Genomic DNA, 20,884 nt, shown 5'->3' with positions numbered 1-20,884 from the left:
ACGGCTACTTGATGGACTTCTGGACCTTCGCCGCGGCCTCCTGCGGGCTCAGGCTGCCGCCCATGACCCCGTAGAAGCTGTCGTACATGGCGCTGGCGGTGGCAGCGGAGACCACCAGGTCGGGCTGGGCCTTGGGGCTCTTCCAGCCGGGGCGGGCCGCTTCGGCGAGAACGGCGGCGAAGACCGGGTCCTTGGCGGCGTCGACCTGGGGCTTGTACGTGGTGACCGGCGGCTGGCCGTTGTCGACGAGGATCTTCTGGCCCGCGTCGCTGTAGTAGAACTGGAGGAACGCCTTCACCGCGGCGTACTTCTTCTTGTCCTCCTTCACCTTGGCGCTCACCACGAACGGCGCCGAGGGGACGTTCATGACGAGGTTCTGCTCGCCGACGCCGTCGGAGAAGGTCGGGCCGGCCCAGAAGCCGGTGCTCCTGCCCACCTTGCTGTCCTGGATCTTGTGCGCCTCCCAGACGCCCGCGTCGAGGAAGGCCGCCTTGCCGGCCGTGTACGAGGCGACGGCCTGGGGGTAGGTCTGGGTGTTCATGTTGGCGGGGAAGGCGCCGGCCTTGGCGAGTTCCTCCACGTGCTGGTACAGGCGCACGAAGTCGGCGTTGTCGTAACGGGCCCTGCCGGACAGGATGTCCTGGTACTTCTCCTCGTAGCCGAAGCGGTCGAGCATGGTGAGGAAGGCCCAGACGCTGAACGAGGAGGTGTTCGCTCCCTGAGCGATCGGCACCACGCCCGCGGCCTTGAGCTTCTTCACCGCGGCGAGCAGGTCCTCGAACGTCCTGGGCACGGCGAGGCCGTGTGCGCGGAGGATGTCCTTGTTGTAGTAGAAGCCGGTGACCAGCGCCTGGTACGGGACGCCGTACTGGACGTTGCCCGACTGGAAGGCGGCCAGCATGCTCGGGGTGAACTTCGCCTGCAGGTCGTTCTCGGCGAGGATCGTCGTGAGGTTCAGCAGGTCGCCGTTCTTCGCCATGGTCTTCGCGAGGGAGTCGTAGACCCAGAAGATCTCCGGCAGCGTGCCGCTCTGCGCGGCGATGGTCATCCGCTGTTCGTGCTGGTCGACCAGCTGGCCCTCCAGCTTGATCCTCATGTCGGGGTGCTGGGCGTTGAACGCCTGGACGAGGTGCCAGGTCGCCGGGTCCTGGGTCTTGCTGTCCGGGTTGTGCATGGACAGGGTGATCAGACCGTCCGGCGACGAGCCGGTCGTCGTGTTCACCGCGGAGCCGCAGGCCGCGGTGGCGGCCAGCAGGGTGCTCGCGGCGGCGGTGATCAGGAGCCGGCGCGAGATGCCGGAGCGCCGTCCCGACGGGGAGGACTCGGGCTGAGAGGAGATCGCCATGGTGCTGTTGCCTTCCGGGAAAAACAGGGTGAGGCGGAACCGGCGTGGGGGAGGGGCTCCGAGGCAGGGCGGTGACGGGGTACGGGCCTTCGGGTCCGGGAGGTGTCCGGTGCCGCTCGGCCGTGCGGCGTGAGGACCGGCGTACGGCCTGACGCAAACGTTTCGATGAAAGGTACTCGGGACGCTTGGGCTGTCAATACCGTGTGTCGGAGAAGTTTCCGGAGGGCGAAGCGCCCTTGCTGGTCACGGCTATTGACGGCCGTCGGCGGGGCGTGCGAAGGTCTGCGCAATCGTTTCGATGAGCTGGGAAGCGCCGAGACGAGTGGACGGCGATTCGGTCGGCCGCATGGATCGGCGGACCGTTTGGCGCTATGCAGTTACGGGCTGGATCATGGCTCTGGCCCGACGAGACGAGGAGGCGGCGAGCGGCAGTGGCCACGATCTCCGACGTTGCACGGATGGCCGGCGTATCCACGTCCACCGTGTCCCACGTCATCAACGGCACACGGCCGGTCCGCGACGAGACCCGCATCCGGGTCGAGGAGGCGGTCAGGGCCACGGGCTACCGGCGCGACAGCCTCGCCCGCGCGCTGCGCCGCTCACGCACGGACTCCATCGGTCTGATCCTGACGGACATGGCCGAGCCGGCCTTCGCGGCGATGGCCCGCGGGGTCGAACGCGAGGCGATGGGCGCCGGCCTGACCGTGCTGCTGGCCAACTCGGGTGAGGACCCGGAGCTGGAGGCCCGGGCGCTGGAGGTCCTCGCCGAGCGCCGGGTCGACGGCCTGCTCATCGCTCCGGTGGCCCGGTCCCACCGGGAGGCGATCACCGCGGTCATCGACCGGGGCACACCGGTCGTCCTGATCGACCGCCTCAACGGGGTCAAGGCCGATCAGGTGGGCGTCGAGAACACCGCGCCCATGCGGGAGCTGGTACTGCACCTGGTGGAACGGCACGGTCACCGGCGGATCGCGCTGGCCGCCGGCGACACCGGTGTCTCCACCATCTCCGAGCGGCGGCGCGGCTACCTCGACGCACTCGACGAGGCGGGCATCGAGGCCGACGACACCCTGATCGTCACCGGCAGCGGGCGGGCGGACGACACCCGCCGGCTCATGACGGGAGTCCTGCAACACCACCGGCCCTCGGCGGTGGTCGCCGCCAGTACCGAGACCGCGGTGGGCGTGCTGGCCGCGGCCAAGGGACTGGGCCTGAGAACGCCCGAGGACTTCGCCTTCGCCACCTTCGACGGCTTCCCGCACACCGATCTGTTCCGCCCCGGCATCACCGCGGTCGCCCAGCCGGCCCACGAGATCGGGGCCACGGCGATGCAGCTGCTGCTCAGCCGCATCGACGGCACCCTCACCTCCCGGCCCCGCACCGTCCGCCTGGAGCCGGAGATCACCTACCGGGAGTCCTGCGGCTGCCCGGCCTGAGCCACCTCCACCACAGCAAGGGGGCGGCAGGAGAGGTCCAGTCTCCCGCCGCCCGAGTTCAGCGAACCATCACTGAAGGGGTCAGTCTCCCATGCCCTCGCACGCCCTCGAACACCTCACCCGTCCCACCCGGGCCCGCACCGCCCGCGTCTCCAGCTGGGACCAGCGCGGCCGTAACCAGGACTACTGGACGACCCCCGCCCACTCCAGCCGGGTCCTGGCGGACCTCGAAGGCCCCGGACGGATCACCCACATCTGGATGACCCAGTTCTGCCGCCGCACCCTCGGCCCCGGCCTGATCGACCCGCTGGAGGCCGACACCGTGGCCCCCGTGATGGAGATCCACAACGCGCTCGGCGTCAACTGGGAGGAACCGGACGCCGATTACTACCGCAAGGTCCTCATCCGGATCACCTGGGACGACGAGGAGGAGCCCGCCGTCCTGGTCCCGCTCGGCGACTTCTTCGGCATCGGCCACTGCATGCCCAACAGCTACCAGTCGGCCCTGTTCACCGTCTCCGCCAAGCCGGAGGAATCGCTGATCTTCGGTGGCAGCGCGGCCCTGAACTGCTGGGCGCCGATGCCGTTCAACAAGCGCGCCCGTATCGAGCTGGTCAACGAGAACGACCTGCCCATCCAGCAGTACTTCTACATCGACTACGAGCTGTTCCCCGACGAACTGCCGCAGGACACGCTGTACTTCCACGCCCGCTGGAGCCGCAGCAACCCCTGCAACGGCTGGGCGCCCGACATCCAGACCAACAGCCCCGAGGTCAACATCGTCGATCTCACCGGCGAGGACAACTACGTCATCCTCGACACCGAGGGCAAGGGCCACTACGTCGGCTGCAACCTGTCCGTCCACCACCGGCAGGGCAGTTGGTGGGGCGAGGGCAACGACATGATCTGGATCGACGACGACTTCCTGCCCGACGGCTCCACCAGCTGGCCGCCCTCCCTGCACGGCACCGGCACCGAGGACTACTTCAACCACGCCTGGGGGATGCAGAAGAACGCCTACCTCTACCACGGCGCGATCCTTCACGAGGCCGACGTCCCGGGCTACTCGGTCAACTACCGCTTCCACGTCGCCGACCCGATCCGCTTCGAGGAACGCATCAAGGTCTCGATCGAGCACGGCCACGGCAACCACCTCGCCGACGACTGGGCCTCGACCGCGTACTGGTACCAGACCCTGCCCTCCCCGAAGGCCACGATCCCGCCGCTGGAGCAGCGCCTGCCCGTACGCCCGGCCGGACAGCCCATGCCGGTGCCGGCCGCGCGTTCCGGCGCGGTCGCCGAGGAGATCGCCGTCATGCGCGAGCGGTACCGGGCCCGCTTCGAACGCCACATGGACCACCTCGCCGAGCGCACCCGCCTGCGGGGCGAACGCTCGCTGCAGGAGTCCGAGGCCAACATCAAGCAGGCCGCCGAGGTCCGCCGCCGCTACGACGAGCGCGCCCATGGCTGACACCCAAGCGCCGCCGGCGCTCGACACGCACTTCCCGGAGGTCCACCTCCGCCCGCCGGCGCACTGGATCAACGACCCCAACGGCCTGGTCTTCCACGACGGCCACTACCACGTGTACTTCCAGTACAACCCGCACAGCGCCCGTCACGCCGACATGCACTGGGGTCACTTCCGCAGCCCGGACCTCGTCCACTGGGAGCTCCTGCCGGTGGCCCTGGCCCCCACCCCCGGCGGCGACGACCAGGGCGGGATCTGGTCGGGCAACGCGGTCTCGTACGACGGCCGCCTCACCGCCTTCTACTCCGCCCGCCATCCCGACCGCCGGCACCAGCCGGTCACCTCGGCGGTGTCCTGTGACGGCGGTAGGACGTTCACCAAACGCGACCGGCTGCTGATCCCGGAGGCACCCGAGGGCACGACGATGTTCCGCGACCCGTACGTGTGGCGGGACGGCGACCGCTGGCGGATGCTGGTCGGCGCGGCCCTGGCCGACGGGCGCGCGGCGGCGCTGGAGTACACCGCCGACGACCTCGACGACTGGTCGTACGAGGGGGTGTTCCTGGCCCGCACGCCGCACCCGCTTCCCGGTGGCCGCAACACCGAGGAAGGCTGGGAGTGCGCCCAGTACGCCTCCTTCGCGGACGGTACCGGTGCGGTTCTCGCCAGCGCCTGGGATCCGGAGGAGGGGGCGAGCTGCGCGATCTACTGGCCGGGCCGCGAACAGGACGGCGCGTTCCAGGCCGCGGCGACACCCCGGCTCCTCGACCACGGGCCCGACTTCTACGCCCCCGCCCTGCTGAGCGCCCCCGACGGGCGCCGGCTGGTGTGGGCCTGGATCTGGGAGGCCCGGGACGAGGAACGCGTCGGCGCCCCCAGCGCCTGGACCGACGAGGCCGGCTGGGCCGGAATGCTCTCCCTGCCCCGCGAACTGACCCCCGGCCCGCAGGGCGAGCTGATCCAGCGGCCCGCTCGTGAGCTGCTCGCACTGCGCGGCGAACGACGGATCTCCGCCGGCGGAAAGGCGAGCGCCGGGCAGCCGGCGGACCTCGGCGAGATAGCACGGGCCGCCGATCTGACCGTCTCCTTGGAGCGCGGCGGACGTCTGCGGCTGCTCACCTCGCCGGACGGGACCGAGTACCTCGACATCGTCCACCACCCGGTCACCGGCGAACTGGTCGTCGACCGCGACCATGCCTCCCTCGACTCGCGTGCCAAGGGCGGCAGCTGGCGCCTTCTGGCGGAGGGGCCCACCGCGACGTTCCGGGTGGTGCTCGACCACTCGGTCGCGGAGGTCTTCACCGCCTCCGGCCGCGCCCTCACCCTGCGCTTCTATCCCGTCGGCGACGGACCCTGGCGCGTGCAGATGGGCGCCATGGGGGCCGGCTCCGCCGCTTACACGGTCGGAGCCTGGGACCTGAGCAAGGACCCGGCCGCCGGCTTCTGACCTGCCAAGGGTGCCCCGCCGAGACGGACACACCTCGGCGGGGCGTGGCAACGCCGCCACGCTGCCGGCCCATCACACCGTGCGCCCGCCGGGGCCTGGCGGGAGGCTGGCACCATGATCACGATCATCGTGTATCCACCAGACAACCAAGGCGGCCGGCGCGTGCGAGCGGACGGCACCCTCCTCGGCCGCGCCTACCGGCTCCGCGACGTCGTCGCCCTGCTCCAGGAGGCAGGGCTCGAAGGCATCGACGACCTCGACGTCATCCGGTCCGACGACATCGAGTGGCGCGGCGGCGGCCCCGAGGTGTGGCCGCACTAGGCCCCGCTGTTCGCCCGGTGTTCCTCGAACGCCCCGCCCATCCGGCGCAGCACCCAGTACCCGGAGCCGCCGGCGACGACCCGGTAGCGCGTGCCGGGACGGCGGCTGCGGGCGTCGGCCAGGACGTCTGCGCCGCCGCGGGCGGCAGGTGTCCGCTCAAGAGCTCGGCGTCCCCGCCGTCCGGTGGCCGCGCCGGGTGAGTGCGATGGCGATCGTGGGGATCAGCGTGAGGGCGGAGACGGCGGTGCCCACGGCGGCCGGACCGGTGGCGCCCAGCGGTGAATCGAGAGCGAGGCCGGCGACCCAGGAGCCGACGGCCGTGCCGAGATTGAACGCCGAGACGGTGAGGGCCGAGCCCAGCGTGGGGGCCTGGCCCGCGAAGCGGACACCCAGGGAGATCAGGACCGGGTTGGCGCCGAGCCCGAACAGCCCCAGCAGGGCGACCAGCACCGTCGTGAGCGTGGCGGATCCGGACAGCAGGCACAGCGCCAGCAGCAGGACGGTGGTCGTCGCGGCGGCGGAAATCGTCGTCGCGTGGGGGCGGTGGTCTCCCAGCCGGCCCCCCACGAGGAAGCCCGCCAGGGCACCGGCGCCGAAGCCGACCAGGACCAGCGGCACCAGGCCGGAGGCCAGCCCGGCCCGGTCGGTCAGCAGCGGGGAGATGTAGGAGTACGTCGACAGCACGCCGCCCGTGGTGGTCGCACAGGCCGCGAGCGTCAGCCACAGGCGCCCTGAGCGCAGAGCGGACAGCTCGGAACGGATCGACACCGCCGTACGGCCGGATCCGTCGTGCGGGACGTGACGGGCGATGAGCACCATGGCGGCTGCCCCGAGGGCCGCGAGGGCCCAGAACGGGCCCCGCCAGCCCATGAGCTGCCCGGCGAAGGCGCCCAGCGGCACACCGACGACATTGGCGAGCATGGCACCGGCGCCCACGACGCCCAGGGCTCGGGAGCTCGCGGCGGGGCCGACGGCGCGGGCGGCCACCACGTTGGCCACCGCCCAGAACGCGCCGGTCGCCAACGCGGTCAGGAACCGGGCAGCCAGCAGCACGGCGAAGCCGGAGCCGACGGCGACGACGACGTGCCCGACGGCGAAGATGCCCAGCGCCAGGATCAGCGTCAGTCTCCGGGGCAGCCGCAGCGTCAGCATCGCCATCAGCGGAGCGCCGACGATCATCCCGACCGCGAAGACAGTGATCAGCAGACCGGCCTGGGCCACGCCGACCTGCACATCGTCGGCGATCTCCGGCAGCAGCCCCGCCACCACGAACTCGGTCGTGCCCATCAGGAACGTGCCCAGGGACAGGACGTACACGACGAGCGGAAGCCGGGCGGAGGGCTGCCCGTGGTCACTGCCCCGCAGGTCGTCGGGGGTCTGGAGGACGGCTTGTCCTCGGCCGAGGGTTTCTCCTCGCGTCGTCATGCTTCGTCTCCGCAGCGGATCGAGATCGGGGGCGCAGCCCACGAAACCGCCTCCGCCGGGGACGCGGGAGGGTGGGTTTATGGGGGGTACAGGCTCGACCCCCCTTCCCGGGGGCGACGGCCGTAGCGTGGACGGCATGGAACCCCTCCCGGACCACCGCGCCGACATCCGTGACTTCCTCGCCACCCGGCGTGCCAAGATCACCCCGGAGCAGGTCGGGCTGCCCACCAGCGGCCGGCGTCGGGTTCCGGGGCTGCGGCGTGAGGAGGTCGCCGTCCTCGCCGGCGTGAGCACCGAGTGGTACACGCGGCTGGAGAAGGGCCACATCGGCGGAGTGTCCGAAGACGTCCTGGACGCGGTCGCCCGCGCGCTGCGGCTCGACGACGACGAACGCACCTACCTGTTCGATCTGGCCCGGGCCGCTCAGCCGCCCAGCCGCACGCCGCGCCGCCGCAAGGCGGTCGACCTGCCGCCCCGCGTGCAATGGCTGCTCGACTCCATGACGCTGTCGGCGGCCTTCGTCACCAACGGCCGCCTCGACATCGTCGCCACCAACGCACTGGCCCGCGCCTTGTTCGCGCCGTTGTTCGACAGCGAGACCACCGACGAGCGCGGCCGTCCGAACTTCGCCCGGTACTGGTTCCTCGACCGCGGGGCACCCGACTTCGTCATCGACTGGGACGGGGACCTCGGCGCCACCGTCGCCCTGCTGCGCGCCGAGGCCGGCCGCTATCCGCACGACAAGGCGTTGCGCGAACTGATCGGTGAGCTGTGCACGATGAGCGGCGAGTTCCGCACCCGTTGGGCCGCCCATGAGGTGCGCATCCACCATGGCGGGGTCAAGCGGTTCCGGCATCCGGACGCCGGGCCCCTGGAACTCGTCTACCAGCCGCTGGACCTGCCCATTTCACCCCGCGAGGTCCACTCGCTGACCATCTACACGGCCGAGCCGGGCACCCCCGACGAGGACCGTCTCAAGCTCCTCGCCAGCTGGGCGGCGACCAGCTCCCAGGAAAGCGGGCGGCGGGGTTGAGAATGCGCCGTCCGGCAGGAGGAGCGTGCCTGGAACGTGGCTCAGCGCGTCACGCGGTAGCGGAGGTAGACGACTTGTGAACTGAAGGCGCGGGTCTCGACGAGTTCGAGATCCACCCGGCGCTCGTTCCGGGGAAAGTAGGGTGTGCCACCGCCCACCAGTACCGGGTAGACCATGACCCGGTACTCGTCGATCAGATCCAGCGCGGCCGCCTCGGCGGCGAGGGTCGCGCCGCCGATCGCGATGTCACCCTGCCCCGGCTCGGCCCGCAACCGCTCGATCTCCTCCGCCAGGCCATCGGAGGCCAGGCGGGCATTGCCCTGCACCGCCGACAGCGTGGTGGAGAACACGACCTTGGGCAGCGGCTTCCAGAGCGCGGTCCATTCGCGCATGGAGTCGTCGAGCGTTGGATCCTGGTCGGCGGTCTCCCAGTACAGCATCGTCTCGTACAGCCGTCGCCCCAGCAGGTGGACGCCGACGTCTCGGATCTCGTCGATCCAGAACCGGAAGACCTCCTCGTCGGGCTCCGTCCAGTTGAAGCCGCCGTCCGGCCCGACGATGTAGCCGTCCAGTGAGGCGCTCATCGAATAGGTCACGGTGCGCATCAGACGTCCTCCTCGGCAACGGGTTCGACTGTACGACCGCCGGACGCCCCAGGACTCATCGCGACGCGCGGGACCCCCTTGGGCCGGCCGGATGCCTTTGACGGTGCGGTGCTGCCTGCGGGGCGGCCACGCGTGTCAAGGTGAACCGAACCGCCCTTGTGAGGAGGCATCACGTGTCCACCGAGGCCAACAAAGCGCTGGTGCGTCGTTTCTATGAGGAAGTCCTCAACGGACGGCGCCTGGAGGTCATCGACGAGCTGGCACTGCCGGACTACGAAGAACACGACCCTCTGCCCGGACAGGGTCAGGGCCGTGAAGGACTCAAAGGCCGTGTCACCATGCTCGTGGAAGGACTGTCACCCACGTTCACCCTTGACGACATCATCGCCGAGGGCGACCGTGTCGTCGTCCGCTGGACCAACAACGCGACGCATTCCGGCACCTTCCTCGGCATCCCTCCGACCGGTCGCACCTGCACTGTCGCCGGGATCGACATCTACCGGCTCGACGGCAACCGGCTCGCCGAACACTGGCATGTGGTCGATCAGCTCTCCATGCTCCAGCAACTCGGACTGCTGCCGGCCGCCTGAGAGCTCGTCCCGGTACGTGATCGTGGTGGTGGAGGGGTGGGCGTGGGCGGCTCGCAGCAGACTCGCGGCGCCGCGGACCGCTGCGGTGTGCGGGGCCGGGACGGGCTGGACGGGAGCATGGAGCCGGTCGGTGAGCGGGCGCGTGATGTCGGCTCGCAGTGCGCCCCCGCCGGCCAGGAGCACACCGCGATGGAGGGCGGCGAGCGTCTGGGAGGTGCGGTCCTGGTCCAGCATGGTGGTCAGCATGACGACGACTGCCTCGGCGATCCGTGCGGGCGGGGTGAGCCTGTCCAGGTCGCCGGTGCCCAGGGCGCAGGAGCGGGCGTCGGTCACCGTGCCGTGGGTGAGGAGGGTGACCTCGGTGAGGTGGGCGCCGATGTCCACGACGAGCAGGGGGTGGGCCAGGTCGGCGTCTGCCGCCGTGGCCACCGCGCGCGCGGTGGGGACGGTCAGTACGGTGCGCGGGCGCAGCACCTCGACCGCGGTGCGGGCCGCGGTCCGGTAGGCGATGCCGCCCAGCGCGGGCGTGGTCAGGATGAGCAGAGGGCGGCCGGCGCGGGGCAGGCGGTGGCCGAGCAGCCGGTCGAGCATCCGGGCGGTTCCGGGGGTGTCGACGATGGTGCCGCGCTGGATGGGATGTGTGGCGCCGTCGCCGGGGAACGTGACCGTCGGCACGTCGAGGATCATGCGCCTGCCGGACATCCAGGCCCGGGTGCGGGCGCTGCCCAGGTCGAGGGCGATGCCGGTGCACTGCCGGCACCAGGGCCACGAGCGGTGCCGGGTGGTCGCGGGACGGGGACCGGGTGCGGTGGTCACCGGCCGGCCTCCCTGACCTGCTGGCAGCGGGCGCAGTAGCGGGCCTGCGGCACGATCATCAGTCGCTCGCGGGCGATGGGCCCGCGGCACAGATGACAGGTGCCGTAGTGGCCCTCGTCCATCCGCTTCAGGGCGGCTTCGACGTCGGCCAGCACCATGCGGGCGGAGGCGGCGAGCTTGACGCGGACCTCGATCTGGGAAGCGGCCTGCCGGTCGAGCAACGCGTCGGCGCGGGTCGTGGCGGCCGCTGAGAGCTGCTGAAGCTGTTCCTGACGGAACAGGCGTTGCTCGTGCAGGTTCTCGCGCAGTGCGGCGAAGTCCTCCAACGACAGAGTCGTGTGGCGATCGCCGATGATCTGACGGTTCATCACATCACCCCTGGGCAGGGCGGGAGAGGGCGGGCGGACGGGTGTTGGTCACGGGATGCTGCGCTGGCACGGGACGCAGAGCGGCGCGTAGGGCAGGATTTCCAGGCGCTCGACCGGGATGGGCTTGGAGCAGTTCTGGCAGACGCCGTAACTGCCGTCCCGGACGCGGGTGATGGCGGCCTCGACCTCGGTGAGGACTCGCTGGATGGTGTCCTTCTGCGCGGACAGCACCTGTTCCTCCGCGTCACGTCCGGCCTCGCCGATGGCCCGCAGCTGGGTGAGCCGGGAGGCACGTTCGTGTTCGAGGCGCTGGAGGGCCTCGTGCGCCGTCAGCCGCTCACTACGGGATTCGGTCTGGGGCGTGTCGAGCGACATGGCCGTTCCTTCTTTCGAGCAGGAGGGGATCGCGCCGGGCAGGCGGCTGTCGGGGGCGAGAGGAGGGGGGAGTCACGGGGGCCGGTTCATGCCTCCACTCTGGCCGCGACGCCCCGCGAAACCCATCGGGCGCGATACCCATCTGCGGCATGTTCCAGGACCCATCGCGGCGTGGGCGGGCCGGCTCCCGCAAATGGGCATTGGAGCCCATCGACGAGGGAACCGGCAGCGGGCAGCCTGGACGGCAGGCCGGTCCGTACCAGTGGCCGCAGCTCACGCTCGGGGTGCGCGGTGACCGACAGTAGAGACAAAGCCGTGTCACCTAGAGAGAGGCGTCATCCCGGTGTCCCTGTTCTGGCGGATCTTCGCGCTCAACGCGGTCGTGCTGGGCAGTGCCACCGCGCTGCTGCTGTGGGCTCCGGTGACCGTGTCCGTGCCCGTGGTGCTGACCGAGGCGGTCATCCTCGTGGCCGGCCTGGTCGTCATGCTGGTCGCCAACGCCGCCTTGCTGCGGATCGGCCTGGCCCCGCTCGACCGGCTCACCCGGCTGATGGCCACCGTGGATCTGCTGCGCCCCGGCCAGCGGCTGCCGGAGGGCGGCCGCGGCGAGACCGCCGAACTGGTCCGCACCTTCAACGCCATGCTGGAGCGCCTTGAGCATGAACGGGCCACCAGCAGCGCCCGCGCCCTGTTCGCACAGGAAGCGGAGCGGCGACGCATCGCGCAGGAACTGCACGACGAGGTCGGCCAGAGCATGACCGCGATCCTGCTGGCGCTGGAGCGGGCCGCCGGCGAGGCGGACGAGCCCCTGCGCGGTGAGCTCCGGCAAACGCAGGAGATCACCAGGGGGAGCCTGGACGAGGTGCGCCGCCTGGTGCGCCGACTACGGCCGGGCGCGCTGGAGGACCTCGGTCTGATCAGCGCCCTGACCTCGCTGACCAGCGAGTTCGCCGCCCATGTCGGACTGCGCGTGGTGCGCCGCTTCGACACCGGCCTGCCCGCGTTCGACCATGAGACGGAACTCGTGCTGTACCGCGTCGCTCAGGAAGCCCTGACCAACGTCGCCCGTCATGCCGAAGCCGGCCACGTCGAAGTGAGTCTGCACCACACCGACAACGCGGTGGTGCTGGCCGTCGTCGACGACGGCCATGGAACCGGCGTCGCACGCGAAGGGGCCGGAATCCGCGGAATGCGCGAGCGGGCCCTGCTGATCGGGGCCGCGCTGGATGTCACCTCCCAGCCGCAGTCCGGTACCACGGTGCGGCTGACCGTGCCCCTCCCCAGGAAGCAGCCATGACCACGCCCCACACATCCGTGATCCGCATCCTCCTCGCCGACGACCACGCTCTGGTACGTCGCGGGGTGCGGCTCATCCTCGACCGGGAGCCGGACCTTGAGGTCGTCGCCGAGGCGGGGGACGGCGCGGAGGCCATCGAGCTGGCCCGCACCCATGAGGTCGACCTGGCGGTGCTGGACATCGCCATGCCCCGGATGACCGGCCTGCAGGCCACCCGGGAACTCCTCGCGTCTAAGCCCGGACTGCGGGTGCTGATGCTGACGATGCACGACAACGAGCAGTACTTCTTCCAGGCCCTGAAGGCCGGCGCCAGTGGATATGTGCTGAAGTCCGTGGCGGACCGCGACCTGGTGGCGGCATGCCGGGCCGCCATGCGCGACGAGCCCTTCCTGTATCCCGGCGCGGTCACCGCGCTCATCCGCAACTACCTCGACCGGGTCCGCGAAGGCGAGGAGCCGCCCGAGCAGGTGCTGACCGCGCGCGAGGAGGAGGTCCTCAAACTCGTCGCCGAGGGCCATTCCTCCAAAGAGATCGCGGAGATGCTCTTCATCAGCATCAAGACCGTCCACCGGCACCGGGAGAACCTGCTGCGCAAGCTCGGCCTGCGTGACCGGCTGGAACTCACCCGCTATGCGATCCGCGCCGGCCTCATCGAAGCCTGAGCCTGCTCACAAGGGGGGGACGGGGGATGGCTGACGTCGCGCACACCGTTCCGCGCACGCGTGGCCCGGGCACGGCAGCGGTGTCGGCCGTGCTGCCGGCTGTCCTGCTGGCCTTGCTCATCGCCCTGCTCGGCCCGTCCGTCCTCGGCGGTGAGCACGCGCAGGTACCGGGCGGCACGGTGCTCGCCGCCGGGGCGGAGCCGGCGCACAGTCCCGCGCGTCCCAGCGGGCCTTACGCGGACGACGCGGAACCGGGTGTGTCCACCGCTGCCGTGCGAAGCCATCGGGACGCCACCGGCGAACGTCATGCTCCGCCGGTCCTCACGCCGGGTGCGTCACCCGGCACAGCGATCGGCCCGCGCCCGCCCGGGCAACCCCTGGCCTCGGCGGTAGATCCCCCCGCGTCGGAGCAACCGGCACACCGTCATGGTGGCCGGGCACCACCCTCGCTCTCCGGCATCTGAATCCCTTCCCCCTTCTCGACCGCGGCCACTGCCCTGGCCGCGGTGTGCCTGCCGGAGGCCCGTCGTGAACCGATCCCCGCACATCAGAGGGCTGATCGCCCTCGCTGCCGTTGCCCTGTCCCTGTACGTCGCCCTCACCGTGCCCGTCCACCTCGGACTCGATCTGCGGGGCGGCACCCAGATCGTGCTGGAAACCCGCCCCACCGACGCTGCCGACGCCGACACCGAGGCGACGGACCGCACGGTGGAGGTGCTGCGCGGCCGAATCGACGCGCTCGGGGTCGCCGAGCCCGTCATCGCGCGTTCCGGCAGCGACCGGATCGTCGTCGAACTGCCCGGTCTGCAGGATCCGCGGAAGGCGGCCGATGTGCTGGGCCGCACCGCCCAGCTCACCTTCCACCAGGTACTCGGCACGGCGACCGACGCCGAGCTGCCCGAACGCCCCCACGAGCAGGTGCTCGCCGACGAGTCCGGCCGGCAACTGCGCCTCAAGGCGGCCTCACTGACCGGCAAGGACGTCGAGAAGGCAGCCGCCGGCTTCGACCAGCAGGGCGGTGCGGGATGGCACGTCACCGTGGACTTCAAGGGAAGCGGCGAAAAGGGCTGGGCCCGCCTGACCGGCGACGCGGCGTGCCACCCGGCCGGAGATCCGCGCCGCCGGGTCGCCATCGTCCTCGACGACAAGATCATCTCCTCGCCGCAGGTCGCCCAGTCCGTCACCTGCCGGTCCGGCATCAGCGGCGGCTCCACCCAGATCACCGGGACCTTCGACCACAGCGAAGCCAAGGAACTCGCCCTGCTCATCAACGGCGGCGCCCTGCCGGTGCCGGTCGAGATCATCGAGCAGCGCACCGTCGGTCCCACCCTGGGCGCGCAGGCCATCACGGCCAGTGCCTGGGCCGCTGCCATCGGCACCGCTGTGACCTCTCTGTTCATCGTCGCCGTCTACCGGATCATGGGAGCCCTGGCCGTCGTCGCCCTGGCCTGTTACGGCCTCATCTCCTACGCCGCCCTGGTCGCCCTCGGCGCCACCCTGACCCTGCCCGGCCTCGCCGGATTCGTCCTGGCCATCGGTATGGCGGTCGACGCCAACGTGCTCGTCTTCGAACGCGCCCGCGAGGAATACGCCTCCCGCCACCGAACCACCCCACGCTCGTCCCTGACCGCCGGATTCCGCAGGGCGTTCAGCGCGATCGCCGACTCCAACATCACCACCCTCATCGCTGCCGGCCTGCTGTTCTTCCTCGCCTCCGGACCCGTGCGCGGGTTCGGCGTCACGCTGGGCATCGGCGTCCTCGCCTCCATGATCAGCGCACTGGTCATCACCCGCGCCCTGGCCGACTACGCCGTCGCCCGCCCCGGTCTGCGTCGCCGCCCCCACCTCACCGGCATCACCCACCCCGGTACCGTCCGAGCCCGCCTCACCCGCAGCGACCCGAACCTGATGCGCCACCCGCGCCGGTGGCTGGCCGCCTCCGCCGCCGCCCTCGTCCTCGCCGCCACCGGGATCGCCGTGCGCGGCCTCGACTTCGGCGTCGAATTCACCGGTGGCCGCCTCATCGAATACACCACCGCCACCCCCGTCGATCCCGACCGGGCCCGCACCGCGCTCGCCGACGCCGGATTCCCCCGGGCCGTCGTCCAGACCTCCGGCGAGAACCAGCTCACCGTCCGCACCCACCACCTGACCAACGCCCAGGCAGCCACCATCACCGACACCGTCGACGATCTGGCACGCCGAGCCGACAAGATCCGCGACGAAGCCATCGGGCCGAGCCTCGGCAGGGAACTGCGCCAAGGCGCGCTCATCGCCCTCCTGGTCGCCCTGGCCGCCCAGCTCGTCTATCTCGCCGCACGCTTCCGCTGGCTCCTGGGGACCTCCGCCGTCGCCGCCCTCGCCCACGACGTCGTGATCCTCGTCGGCATCTTCGCCTGGCTCGGCAAGCCCGTCGACGGCGTCTTCCTGGCCGCGCTGCTGACGGTCATCGGCTACTCGGTCAACGACTCCGTCGTCGTCTTCGACCGGATCCGAGAACTCCAGCGCCCCGGCCGCAAGAAGCCCTTCGCCGCCGTCGCCAACCAGGCGCTGCTGCAGACCCTGCCCCGCACCGTGAACACCGGCATGGGCGCCGCTTTCATCCTCACCGCACTGGCCGTCCTCGGCGGCGACACCCTGACCGACTTCGCCCTCGCCCTCCTCATCGGCCTCGTCGTGGGCACCTACTCCTCGATGTTCACCGCCACACCGCTGGCCATCGAACTGCACAAGCGCCCATTCCGGTGACCGGGGCCGGACGAACCAGCGAGGAAGGACGCCGGCAGCAGGTGGGCGGCCGCGCAGAGGCATGCCCCCAGCCAGCCGACGGCGAACAGCCAGCCGCCGATGACGTCGGTGAACCAGTGCACGCCCAGGTAGATCCGGGTCAGGCCGACCGTCAGGCCCCAGCCGCACACCGCGATGCGCAGGGCCGTGCCACCGCGCGGGGCGCGCAGGGTGAGTACTAGCCCCTAGGGCTGGTGGGTGTCGTCCGTGCGGAGGGCGGTGCGGACGCCGGTGACGACGACGGCGATCACGCAGAGGGCGATGATGGACTCGGCCCACAGGAAGGCGATCCAGTCCATCGCGGACCCGATCGGGGGCATGCCGGGGGCGTTGTTGCGGAACGCCGAGAGCGCGAACAGGGTGGCCGCCATCCACGCGAGCGCGGGCCAGACCAAGCCCTTGCTCCGGCTCGTGAGGTACCAGGCGCCGATGAGCACGGCCGCCGCCAGCGCCCACATCACCACCATCATGAAGACCGCGAAGACGAGCAGGCTGCCCGATCGGGACAGGTCCAGCACCACGACGGCGGTCCCGTGCCGGGACGGCGCGGGTGTCGCGGAGACCGAGAAGAGCGTGTCGTTGTTGGAGAACATCATCCGCACCGGCACCTGCCTGCCGCCCAGCAGCGCCCCGAACCCGAGGTCGGTCTCGTAGGTGTCGAACGGGTAGTCGCTGATCGATCCGCCCGAGATGGCGACCTGCAGGTCCCGGGTCGCGATCCGCTGGTGCGCCTTGAACGTCAGGTCGCCGAGGGCCGCCGCGGACGTCTGGAGGTTGAGATCGGCAACCGGTGCGCTGCCCTGCTCCTCGCCCAGTCTCCCGCGCGGGGTGACCCGGACCCTCAGCAGCAGCTCCCTGGCCGCGGCGTCGACGTGTTGGACGGTGGCCTCCACGTCCACCCGATCGGCGGCCGCGGACCCGACCGTGCGGACCGTGTCGACCGCCTGCCGCTCGGTGAACTGCAGCCACGACCCCACGGACACCGCCACCAGGATCAGGACCGCGATGGGAATCAGGACCGGCAGCATCGACGTTCCGGCGCGGCGCTGTCGGCGTGAGTCCGAGGGTGGGGCCATGGTGACTCCGGCGAGGTGGGAGGGCAGCGGGCTCGCCCGGCCCGGCGCCGGGAGCGGATCGCGCACCCACGCGGCGCGGTCCGCCGAAGCCGGGCGCGAACGTCGCGGGCGGCCGTCTTCTCCGAGACGCGGGGCGGTGGCCGCAGTGTGATCATCGTCCACCGCGCCGACGATCCACCGCATTCGGACGGGCGTGTCGGAGCGTGCCCTTTGCCGAGTCGAGGCGGACCGATTTCACGCTCAAGCCCCCTCGATCGCCCACAGCGGTGAAGTGACCGCTCCCCGGAGGGTTTTGGCGCGGAGGGACTCCATACCGAGGTGGACGGTGGTGGCGCCATGGGCGTAGGCGTCCTCGATGGGGAGGTAGTAGACGAGGTTGAAGTACTCGTGCGCTCCTCGCAGCCGGGCGTAGTCGTAGCCCGTGGCGCGGAGCCAGACGGTGCCCGCGTGACGGTAGAAGAGGCTGAACGCGACCATGCGCCCCTCGGCATACGCGGCGTGGACGATTCCGCTGTCGGCCATGCCGTCGGCCTGGTCGCGCAGCAGCCGGGCCATGACGTCGGGTGCGGCCGGGTGGCCGTGGCGCTCCTGCAGCTGGGCGAGGAGGGCGCCGGCGGCGTCGGCGCACTCGGAGAGCCGCAGGGTGCGCAGCTCGTACCCGGCCTCGGCGAAGGCCCGGCGTTCGCGGCGGATGGCGACCCGCCGCTTGGAGGGCAGGCCGGCGAGATAGTCGTCGAACGTGCTGCCGGACAGCGGGATGTGGGCGTCCTGGCCCAGCTGTACGGGCTTGGTGCCGCAGACCTCGGCCAGTTCGGAGGCCGCCGCGTCGCTGACGTACAGCCACCACGGCTGTGCCTCGTGGGACGAGGCGAGGGATGCGGCGGCCACCACGAGCCGGCTCAGTGCCTCGCGGCGTAGGTCGGGGGTGAGGCGCGGGTGGAGGAGAGGGGCGTTGAGGTAGCCGCGGCGGGCTCCGGCGAGCAGGGTCCTGACCGGTGTGCGGTCGGGGACGAGCTCGTGCACGCGATACAGGGCGTTGGGTTCGGTGTCGACCACGTACAGCGGCGCGGCGGCGATCAGACGGTCGTCGTCGTGGACCAGGGCGTAGCGGACGCGGGCGGTGGGATCGTGCTGCTGGGCCGCGAGCCACCGGTGGGAGAGGTAGAGGCCCGCCTGCACGGCCAGGGCGTCCCACTCGCCGGCGGGAACGTCCCTGATGTCGTCCACGTGGGTGAGGATCACGGCTGAGGTTCCTCCCGGTCGGCTGGGGCGAGGGCGTGGGCTGCGGGGACGGCGAGCACGCTGAGGGAGGCGAGGAACAGCCAGGGCAGCGCGGGCTGCCGGCTCAGCAGCGTGGTGAGGACGGCGGGCGCCGCGGCACCGCCGATGGACCAGGACAGCTGGAAGGCCGCCTGGTGACGGCCGTTGGCCTCGGTGGGGGCCAACGTCACGGAGAGTTCGTTGAGCGCGGGAGAGCTGAGGATCTCCGACAGGGTGAACAGCAGCATCGCCGCCGTCAGGACGGTGGCCACGGCCCAGCCGGGCGCTCCCTGCCAGGCGAGGGGCGCGGCGAAGAGGGCGAAAGAGGCGGCGCCGACGAGGAACCCGCCCGCGATCGCACGGTGCGGGCGGTGCCGTGCCGAGCGGCGGGTGACGGCGGGGGTGAGGACGGCGACGGCGGCGGTGTTGACCACCAGGAGGGTGCCGGGGATCCAGGTGCCCGCGCGCAGGGTTTCGGTGACGTAGACGGCGAGCAGGACCGGCGGCACCATCTGCGCGAGGACGAAGGCCAGATTGGCGGTGACGAGCAGGAGGTAGCGGCCGTCCCGCAGGAGGGCGCCCCAGCTCGCCCGTCCGGCCGGCCCGCCACGCCCCTCCGATGGGTTCGGCATGTCCGGGCCTCTGGCCGGCTTCCAGGTGATGAACAGCAGCGCCGCGCACAGGAACGTGCCCGCGTTGGCGGCGATGAGCATGTACGCGCTGTCCGCACCGAACAGGGCCAGGGCGACGGCGGAGACGGCGGCGCCGGCGCCGATGCCGAGGTTGCGCAGAGACGAGATGAACCCGAACCACAGGCGCTCCTCGCCGGGCACGCCGGCCAGCGGCACCAGGTTGCGGGCGGCCGTCCAGTACAGGTTGACACCGGCCTGGACGACGAAGTAGGCGAGGCTGATCTGCCATGCGGATCCGACCACGAGGAATGCCGCGAACCCGGCGGCACACACGAGGTTGGCGACCGCGACGACCGCTTTCGGACCGAAGCGGTCCATCAGTGTCCCGCCCAGCGCGGGGGTGGGCAGCGCGAGCAGGTTGCCCAGGGTGAGGGCCGCGCCGATCTCCGCGAGGGAGAGGCGGGTGGCGTGGGTGAGGTAGACGACGGTGAAGGCGAACATGAGCCCGGTACCGAGGCTGTCGACCGCGTGCGCGGCGACGAAGCGGCCCGCCCCGGTGAGCACGGGCAGCCCGGCCCGGTCCCGCAGCCCGCGGCGAGAGCCGTGGCCCGGCGGAGCGCCGTGCGGTCCGCGGCGCCGTCGGCCGTCGGAGCGACGGCGGACCGAACGCCTGCCGGTGAGGATGCTCACCGGCCCGCGCGGGTCAGCAGGCGGTGGATCTTGTCGAGCATGGGTGGCGCGATGAAGCCGGTCTGCGCGCACAGCTCGGTGAGACCCTTCAGCGTGCGTTGCTCGTCGCCCGGGTCCACGGTGAACGTGAGGATGCCGCCGTGGTCGTGCCCGTCGATGATCAGGTCGTGGCAGGTGACGAGGTCGATACGGGCACGGAGTTCGGCGAGCAGCGCGGGGGTCGGGTTCGCCGTGAGGCACTCGATCGCGAAGCGCTCGGCCGCAGCGCCGGTCCGGGTCGGCCAGGTGCCCCGCAGGATGTCGAGGAGGGCGACGAAGGTGTTGAGTCCGCTGCCGGCGATGGACAGCGTGGTGGCGCCGCCGATCCTGGGGTTGATCTCCAGGACGTGGTAGACGCCGTCGGCGTGGATCATGTCGACGTTGACGGACCCCTCGACGCCGAGGTCCGTGCACAGCTCCACCAGGGCTTGCGCGGTGGGCCGGAAGTCGTCGTCCTGGGTGGGGTCGATGTACCGCAGGTCCTCGAAGGTGAACGCGGGTGGGCCTCCCGCGGTGCCGGTCCAGATGAGCGGCATGACGGTGTAGTGACCGCCGGCGCCGACGATGTCGACCGAACACAACCGTCCGCTCACGCACTTCTCCAGGAGCGCGTGCGCCGTGGGCCGGGCGTCCAGGTAGCCGTCGAGGGCGGCAGCATCGGGGACGAACTCGATGCCCATGCTGGTGGAGTCCCACAGCGGCTTCGCCATGAGGGGATAGCCGAGGTCCTGGGCGGCGAGGCGGACGGCGTCCGGATAGGCCGGGACGGGCAGCGCCCGGTCGTTGAGGAGGTCACTGTCCACCAGCACGGCGGGCGGGGTGGTGAGGCCGTGCGCGTGCAGGACCCGTTTGGTCTCCCACTTGTCGCACAGGACGCGCGTGGCGGCCAGGGGCGTCATGACGGTGCGGATGCCGAGGGCTTCGAGCTTGGTCTTGACGACGGCGTCGCGCAGGGCGTTCTCGTCCGGCAGGGAGATCGCCACGGCGGCGTCGGCGCCCCAGGCCCGCACGCGCTCGACGAAGTCGTCCGGGGTCGCGGCCGGGTCGAGTCGCTCGCTCGTGCCCGGGAACTGCTCGGGGCCGCAGTCATGGCGGTGGGTGTGGAAGAGGCGTGCTTCGGCACCTAACCGCGCCAGCACGGGGGCGATGCCGTGGATGTACGGGTCGGCCCGCCGGATGTCGGCGGACCGGAGGAAGGCGATGCGCTGCATG

19 protein-coding genes and 1 pseudogene are annotated in these 20,884 nt (G+C 71.3%); 9 read left to right on the top strand and 11 right to left on the bottom strand.

Annotated features, from left to right (window positions below):
* Positions 1–4 precede the first annotated feature (4 nt).
* On the bottom strand, positions 5–1,345 hold the full coding sequence (locus tag C3489_RS05960; protein WP_103780601.1) for an ABC transporter substrate-binding protein: 1,341 nt from the start codon (positions 1,343–1,345) through the stop codon (positions 5–7).
* A 371-nt stretch (positions 1,346–1,716) separates the two neighbouring features.
* Between C3489_RS05960 and C3489_RS05955 the strand changes: the two genes are divergently transcribed.
* From C3489_RS05955 to C3489_RS05940, 4 genes are all read left to right on the top strand, one after another.
* Positions 1,717–2,781, top strand: coding sequence for a LacI family DNA-binding transcriptional regulator (locus C3489_RS05955; RefSeq protein ID WP_258054580.1), 1,065 nt, complete (start codon positions 1,717–1,719; stop codon positions 2,779–2,781).
* A gap of 91 nt (positions 2,782–2,872) precedes the next feature.
* Positions 2,873–4,252 (top strand): glycoside hydrolase family 172 protein, encoded by a 1,380-nt coding sequence (locus tag C3489_RS05950; RefSeq protein ID WP_103780597.1) that lies wholly within the window; start codon positions 2,873–2,875, stop codon positions 4,250–4,252.
* Positions 4,245–5,696, top strand: coding sequence for a glycoside hydrolase family 32 protein (locus C3489_RS05945; protein ID WP_103780595.1), 1,452 nt, complete (start codon positions 4,245–4,247; stop codon positions 5,694–5,696). The genes C3489_RS05950 and C3489_RS05945 overlap by 8 nt, the downstream gene beginning before the upstream one ends.
* Before the next feature lie 114 nt (positions 5,697–5,810).
* Positions 5,811–6,017 (top strand): hypothetical protein, encoded by a 207-nt coding sequence (locus tag C3489_RS05940; RefSeq protein WP_103780593.1) that lies wholly within the window; start codon positions 5,811–5,813, stop codon positions 6,015–6,017.
* A gap of 156 nt (positions 6,018–6,173) precedes the next feature.
* Here C3489_RS05940 and C3489_RS05935 read toward each other — a convergent pair whose 3' ends face one another.
* Entirely contained in the window at positions 6,174–7,442 is a 1,269-nt protein-coding gene (locus tag C3489_RS05935; protein ID WP_103780591.1) for an MFS transporter, read from the bottom strand.
* A 136-nt stretch (positions 7,443–7,578) separates the two neighbouring features.
* Here C3489_RS05935 and C3489_RS05930 point away from each other — a divergent pair, with 136 nt between their 5' ends.
* Entirely contained in the window at positions 7,579–8,475 is an 897-nt protein-coding gene (locus C3489_RS05930) for a helix-turn-helix transcriptional regulator (protein WP_103780589.1), read from the top strand.
* 41 nt (positions 8,476–8,516) lie between these two features.
* On the opposite strand, the gene C3489_RS05925 is transcribed toward C3489_RS05930, so the two are convergent.
* Positions 8,517–9,080 carry a dihydrofolate reductase family protein gene (locus C3489_RS05925; protein WP_103780587.1) on the bottom strand — a complete coding sequence of 188 codons (564 nt, stop codon included), beginning with the start codon at positions 9,078–9,080 and terminating at the stop codon, positions 8,517–8,519.
* A gap of 140 nt (positions 9,081–9,220) precedes the next feature.
* On the opposite strand from C3489_RS05925, the gene C3489_RS39955 reads away from it, so the two are divergent.
* Positions 9,221–9,670, top strand: coding sequence for an ester cyclase (locus tag C3489_RS39955; protein ID WP_103780585.1), 450 nt, complete (start codon positions 9,221–9,223; stop codon positions 9,668–9,670).
* A 24-nt stretch (positions 9,671–9,694) separates the two neighbouring features.
* Here C3489_RS39955 and C3489_RS05915 read toward each other — a convergent pair.
* From C3489_RS05915 to C3489_RS05905, 3 genes and pseudogenes are all read right to left on the bottom strand, one after another.
* Positions 9,695–10,486: pseudogene (locus C3489_RS05915) on the bottom strand (rod shape-determining protein); the annotation flags it as partial.
* A complete protein-coding gene (locus C3489_RS05910) occupies positions 10,483–10,854 on the bottom strand; it encodes a TraR/DksA C4-type zinc finger protein (protein WP_181139513.1) in 372 nt (123 codons plus the stop codon). The pseudogene C3489_RS05915 and the gene C3489_RS05910, both read right to left, overlap by 4 nt.
* Before the next feature lie 48 nt (positions 10,855–10,902).
* Complete coding sequence (locus C3489_RS05905; protein ID WP_103780581.1) at positions 10,903–11,229, bottom strand: TraR/DksA C4-type zinc finger protein; 327 nt, start codon at positions 11,227–11,229, stop codon at positions 10,903–10,905.
* Positions 11,230–11,572: 343 nt separating this feature from the next.
* Here C3489_RS05905 and C3489_RS05900 point away from each other — a divergent pair, with 343 nt between their 5' ends.
* The 3 genes from C3489_RS05900 to secD all read left to right on the top strand — a co-directional run bounded on the left by C3489_RS05900 (position 11,573) and on the right by secD (position 15,936).
* A complete protein-coding gene (locus C3489_RS05900; protein ID WP_103780579.1) occupies positions 11,573–12,526 on the top strand; it encodes a sensor histidine kinase in 954 nt (317 codons plus the stop codon).
* Positions 12,523–13,188, top strand: coding sequence for a response regulator transcription factor (locus tag C3489_RS05895; RefSeq protein ID WP_103780577.1), 666 nt, complete (start codon positions 12,523–12,525; stop codon positions 13,186–13,188). The genes C3489_RS05900 and C3489_RS05895 overlap by 4 nt, the downstream gene beginning before the upstream one ends.
* A gap of 528 nt (positions 13,189–13,716) precedes the next feature.
* Complete coding sequence (gene secD / locus C3489_RS05890) at positions 13,717–15,936, top strand: protein translocase subunit SecD (protein ID WP_103780575.1); 2,220 nt, start codon at positions 13,717–13,719, stop codon at positions 15,934–15,936.
* Here secD and C3489_RS05885 read toward each other — a convergent pair.
* The 5 genes from C3489_RS05885 to C3489_RS05865 form a co-directional block, all read right to left on the bottom strand.
* Entirely contained in the window at positions 15,873–16,106 is a 234-nt protein-coding gene (locus C3489_RS05885; RefSeq protein WP_374936720.1) for a phosphatase PAP2 family protein, read from the bottom strand. The two genes, secD and C3489_RS05885, sit on opposite strands and share 64 nt — an antisense overlap.
* Before the next feature lie 54 nt (positions 16,107–16,160).
* Positions 16,161–17,051: a DUF4436 family protein gene (locus C3489_RS05880; protein WP_103780574.1), complete on the bottom strand. Its 891-nt coding sequence runs from the start codon at positions 17,049–17,051 to the stop codon at positions 16,161–16,163.
* 240 nt (positions 17,052–17,291) lie between these two features.
* The gene (locus tag C3489_RS05875) at positions 17,292–18,293 is read right to left on the bottom strand and encodes a GNAT family N-acetyltransferase (RefSeq protein ID WP_103780572.1); all 1,002 of its coding nucleotides are present in this window, start codon (positions 18,291–18,293) and stop codon (positions 17,292–17,294) included.
* Positions 18,290–19,633 carry an MFS transporter gene (locus tag C3489_RS05870; protein ID WP_258054579.1) on the bottom strand — a complete coding sequence of 448 codons (1,344 nt, stop codon included), beginning with the start codon at positions 19,631–19,633 and terminating at the stop codon, positions 18,290–18,292. The genes C3489_RS05875 and C3489_RS05870 overlap by 4 nt, the downstream gene beginning before the upstream one ends.
* On the bottom strand, positions 19,630–20,883 hold the full coding sequence (locus C3489_RS05865) for an acetyl-CoA carboxylase biotin carboxylase subunit family protein (RefSeq protein ID WP_103780570.1): 1,254 nt from the start codon (positions 20,881–20,883) through the stop codon (positions 19,630–19,632). The genes C3489_RS05870 and C3489_RS05865 overlap by 4 nt, the downstream gene beginning before the upstream one ends.
* Between the last annotated feature and the right edge of the window lies 1 nt (position 20,884).

The organism is Streptomyces sp. Ru71, assembly GCF_002920535.1.
Classification (GTDB): Bacteria; Actinomycetota; Actinomycetes; order Streptomycetales; family Streptomycetaceae; genus Streptomyces.
This window is presented reverse-complemented; position numbering and strand designations above follow the sequence as displayed.

Coding starts and splice junctions, on each gene's coding strand:
- C3489_RS05940 (WP_103780593.1), top strand. CDS start 5,811: ATGATCACGATCATCGTGTATCCACCAGACAACCAAGGCGGCCGGCGC.
- C3489_RS05925 (WP_103780587.1), bottom strand. CDS start 9,080: ATGCGCACCGTGACCTATTCGATGAGCGCCTCACTGGACGGCTACATC.
- C3489_RS05880 (WP_103780574.1), bottom strand. CDS start 17,051: ATGGCCCCACCCTCGGACTCACGCCGACAGCGCCGCGCCGGAACGTCG.
- C3489_RS05950 (WP_103780597.1), top strand. CDS start 2,873: ATGCCCTCGCACGCCCTCGAACACCTCACCCGTCCCACCCGGGCCCGC.
- C3489_RS05930 (WP_103780589.1), top strand. CDS start 7,579: ATGGAACCCCTCCCGGACCACCGCGCCGACATCCGTGACTTCCTCGCC.
- C3489_RS05955 (WP_258054580.1), top strand. CDS start 1,717: ATGCAGTTACGGGCTGGATCATGGCTCTGGCCCGACGAGACGAGGAGG.
- C3489_RS05895 (WP_103780577.1), top strand. CDS start 12,523: ATGACCACGCCCCACACATCCGTGATCCGCATCCTCCTCGCCGACGAC.
- C3489_RS05935 (WP_103780591.1), bottom strand. CDS start 7,442: ATGACGACGCGAGGAGAAACCCTCGGCCGAGGACAAGCCGTCCTCCAG.
- C3489_RS05865 (WP_103780570.1), bottom strand. CDS start 20,883: ATGCAGCGCATCGCCTTCCTCCGGTCCGCCGACATCCGGCGGGCCGAC.
- C3489_RS05910 (WP_181139513.1), bottom strand. CDS start 10,854: ATGAACCGTCAGATCATCGGCGATCGCCACACGACTCTGTCGTTGGAG.
- C3489_RS05945 (WP_103780595.1), top strand. CDS start 4,245: ATGGCTGACACCCAAGCGCCGCCGGCGCTCGACACGCACTTCCCGGAG.
- C3489_RS05960 (WP_103780601.1), bottom strand. CDS start 1,345: ATGGCGATCTCCTCTCAGCCCGAGTCCTCCCCGTCGGGACGGCGCTCC.
- C3489_RS05905 (WP_103780581.1), bottom strand. CDS start 11,229: ATGTCGCTCGACACGCCCCAGACCGAATCCCGTAGTGAGCGGCTGACG.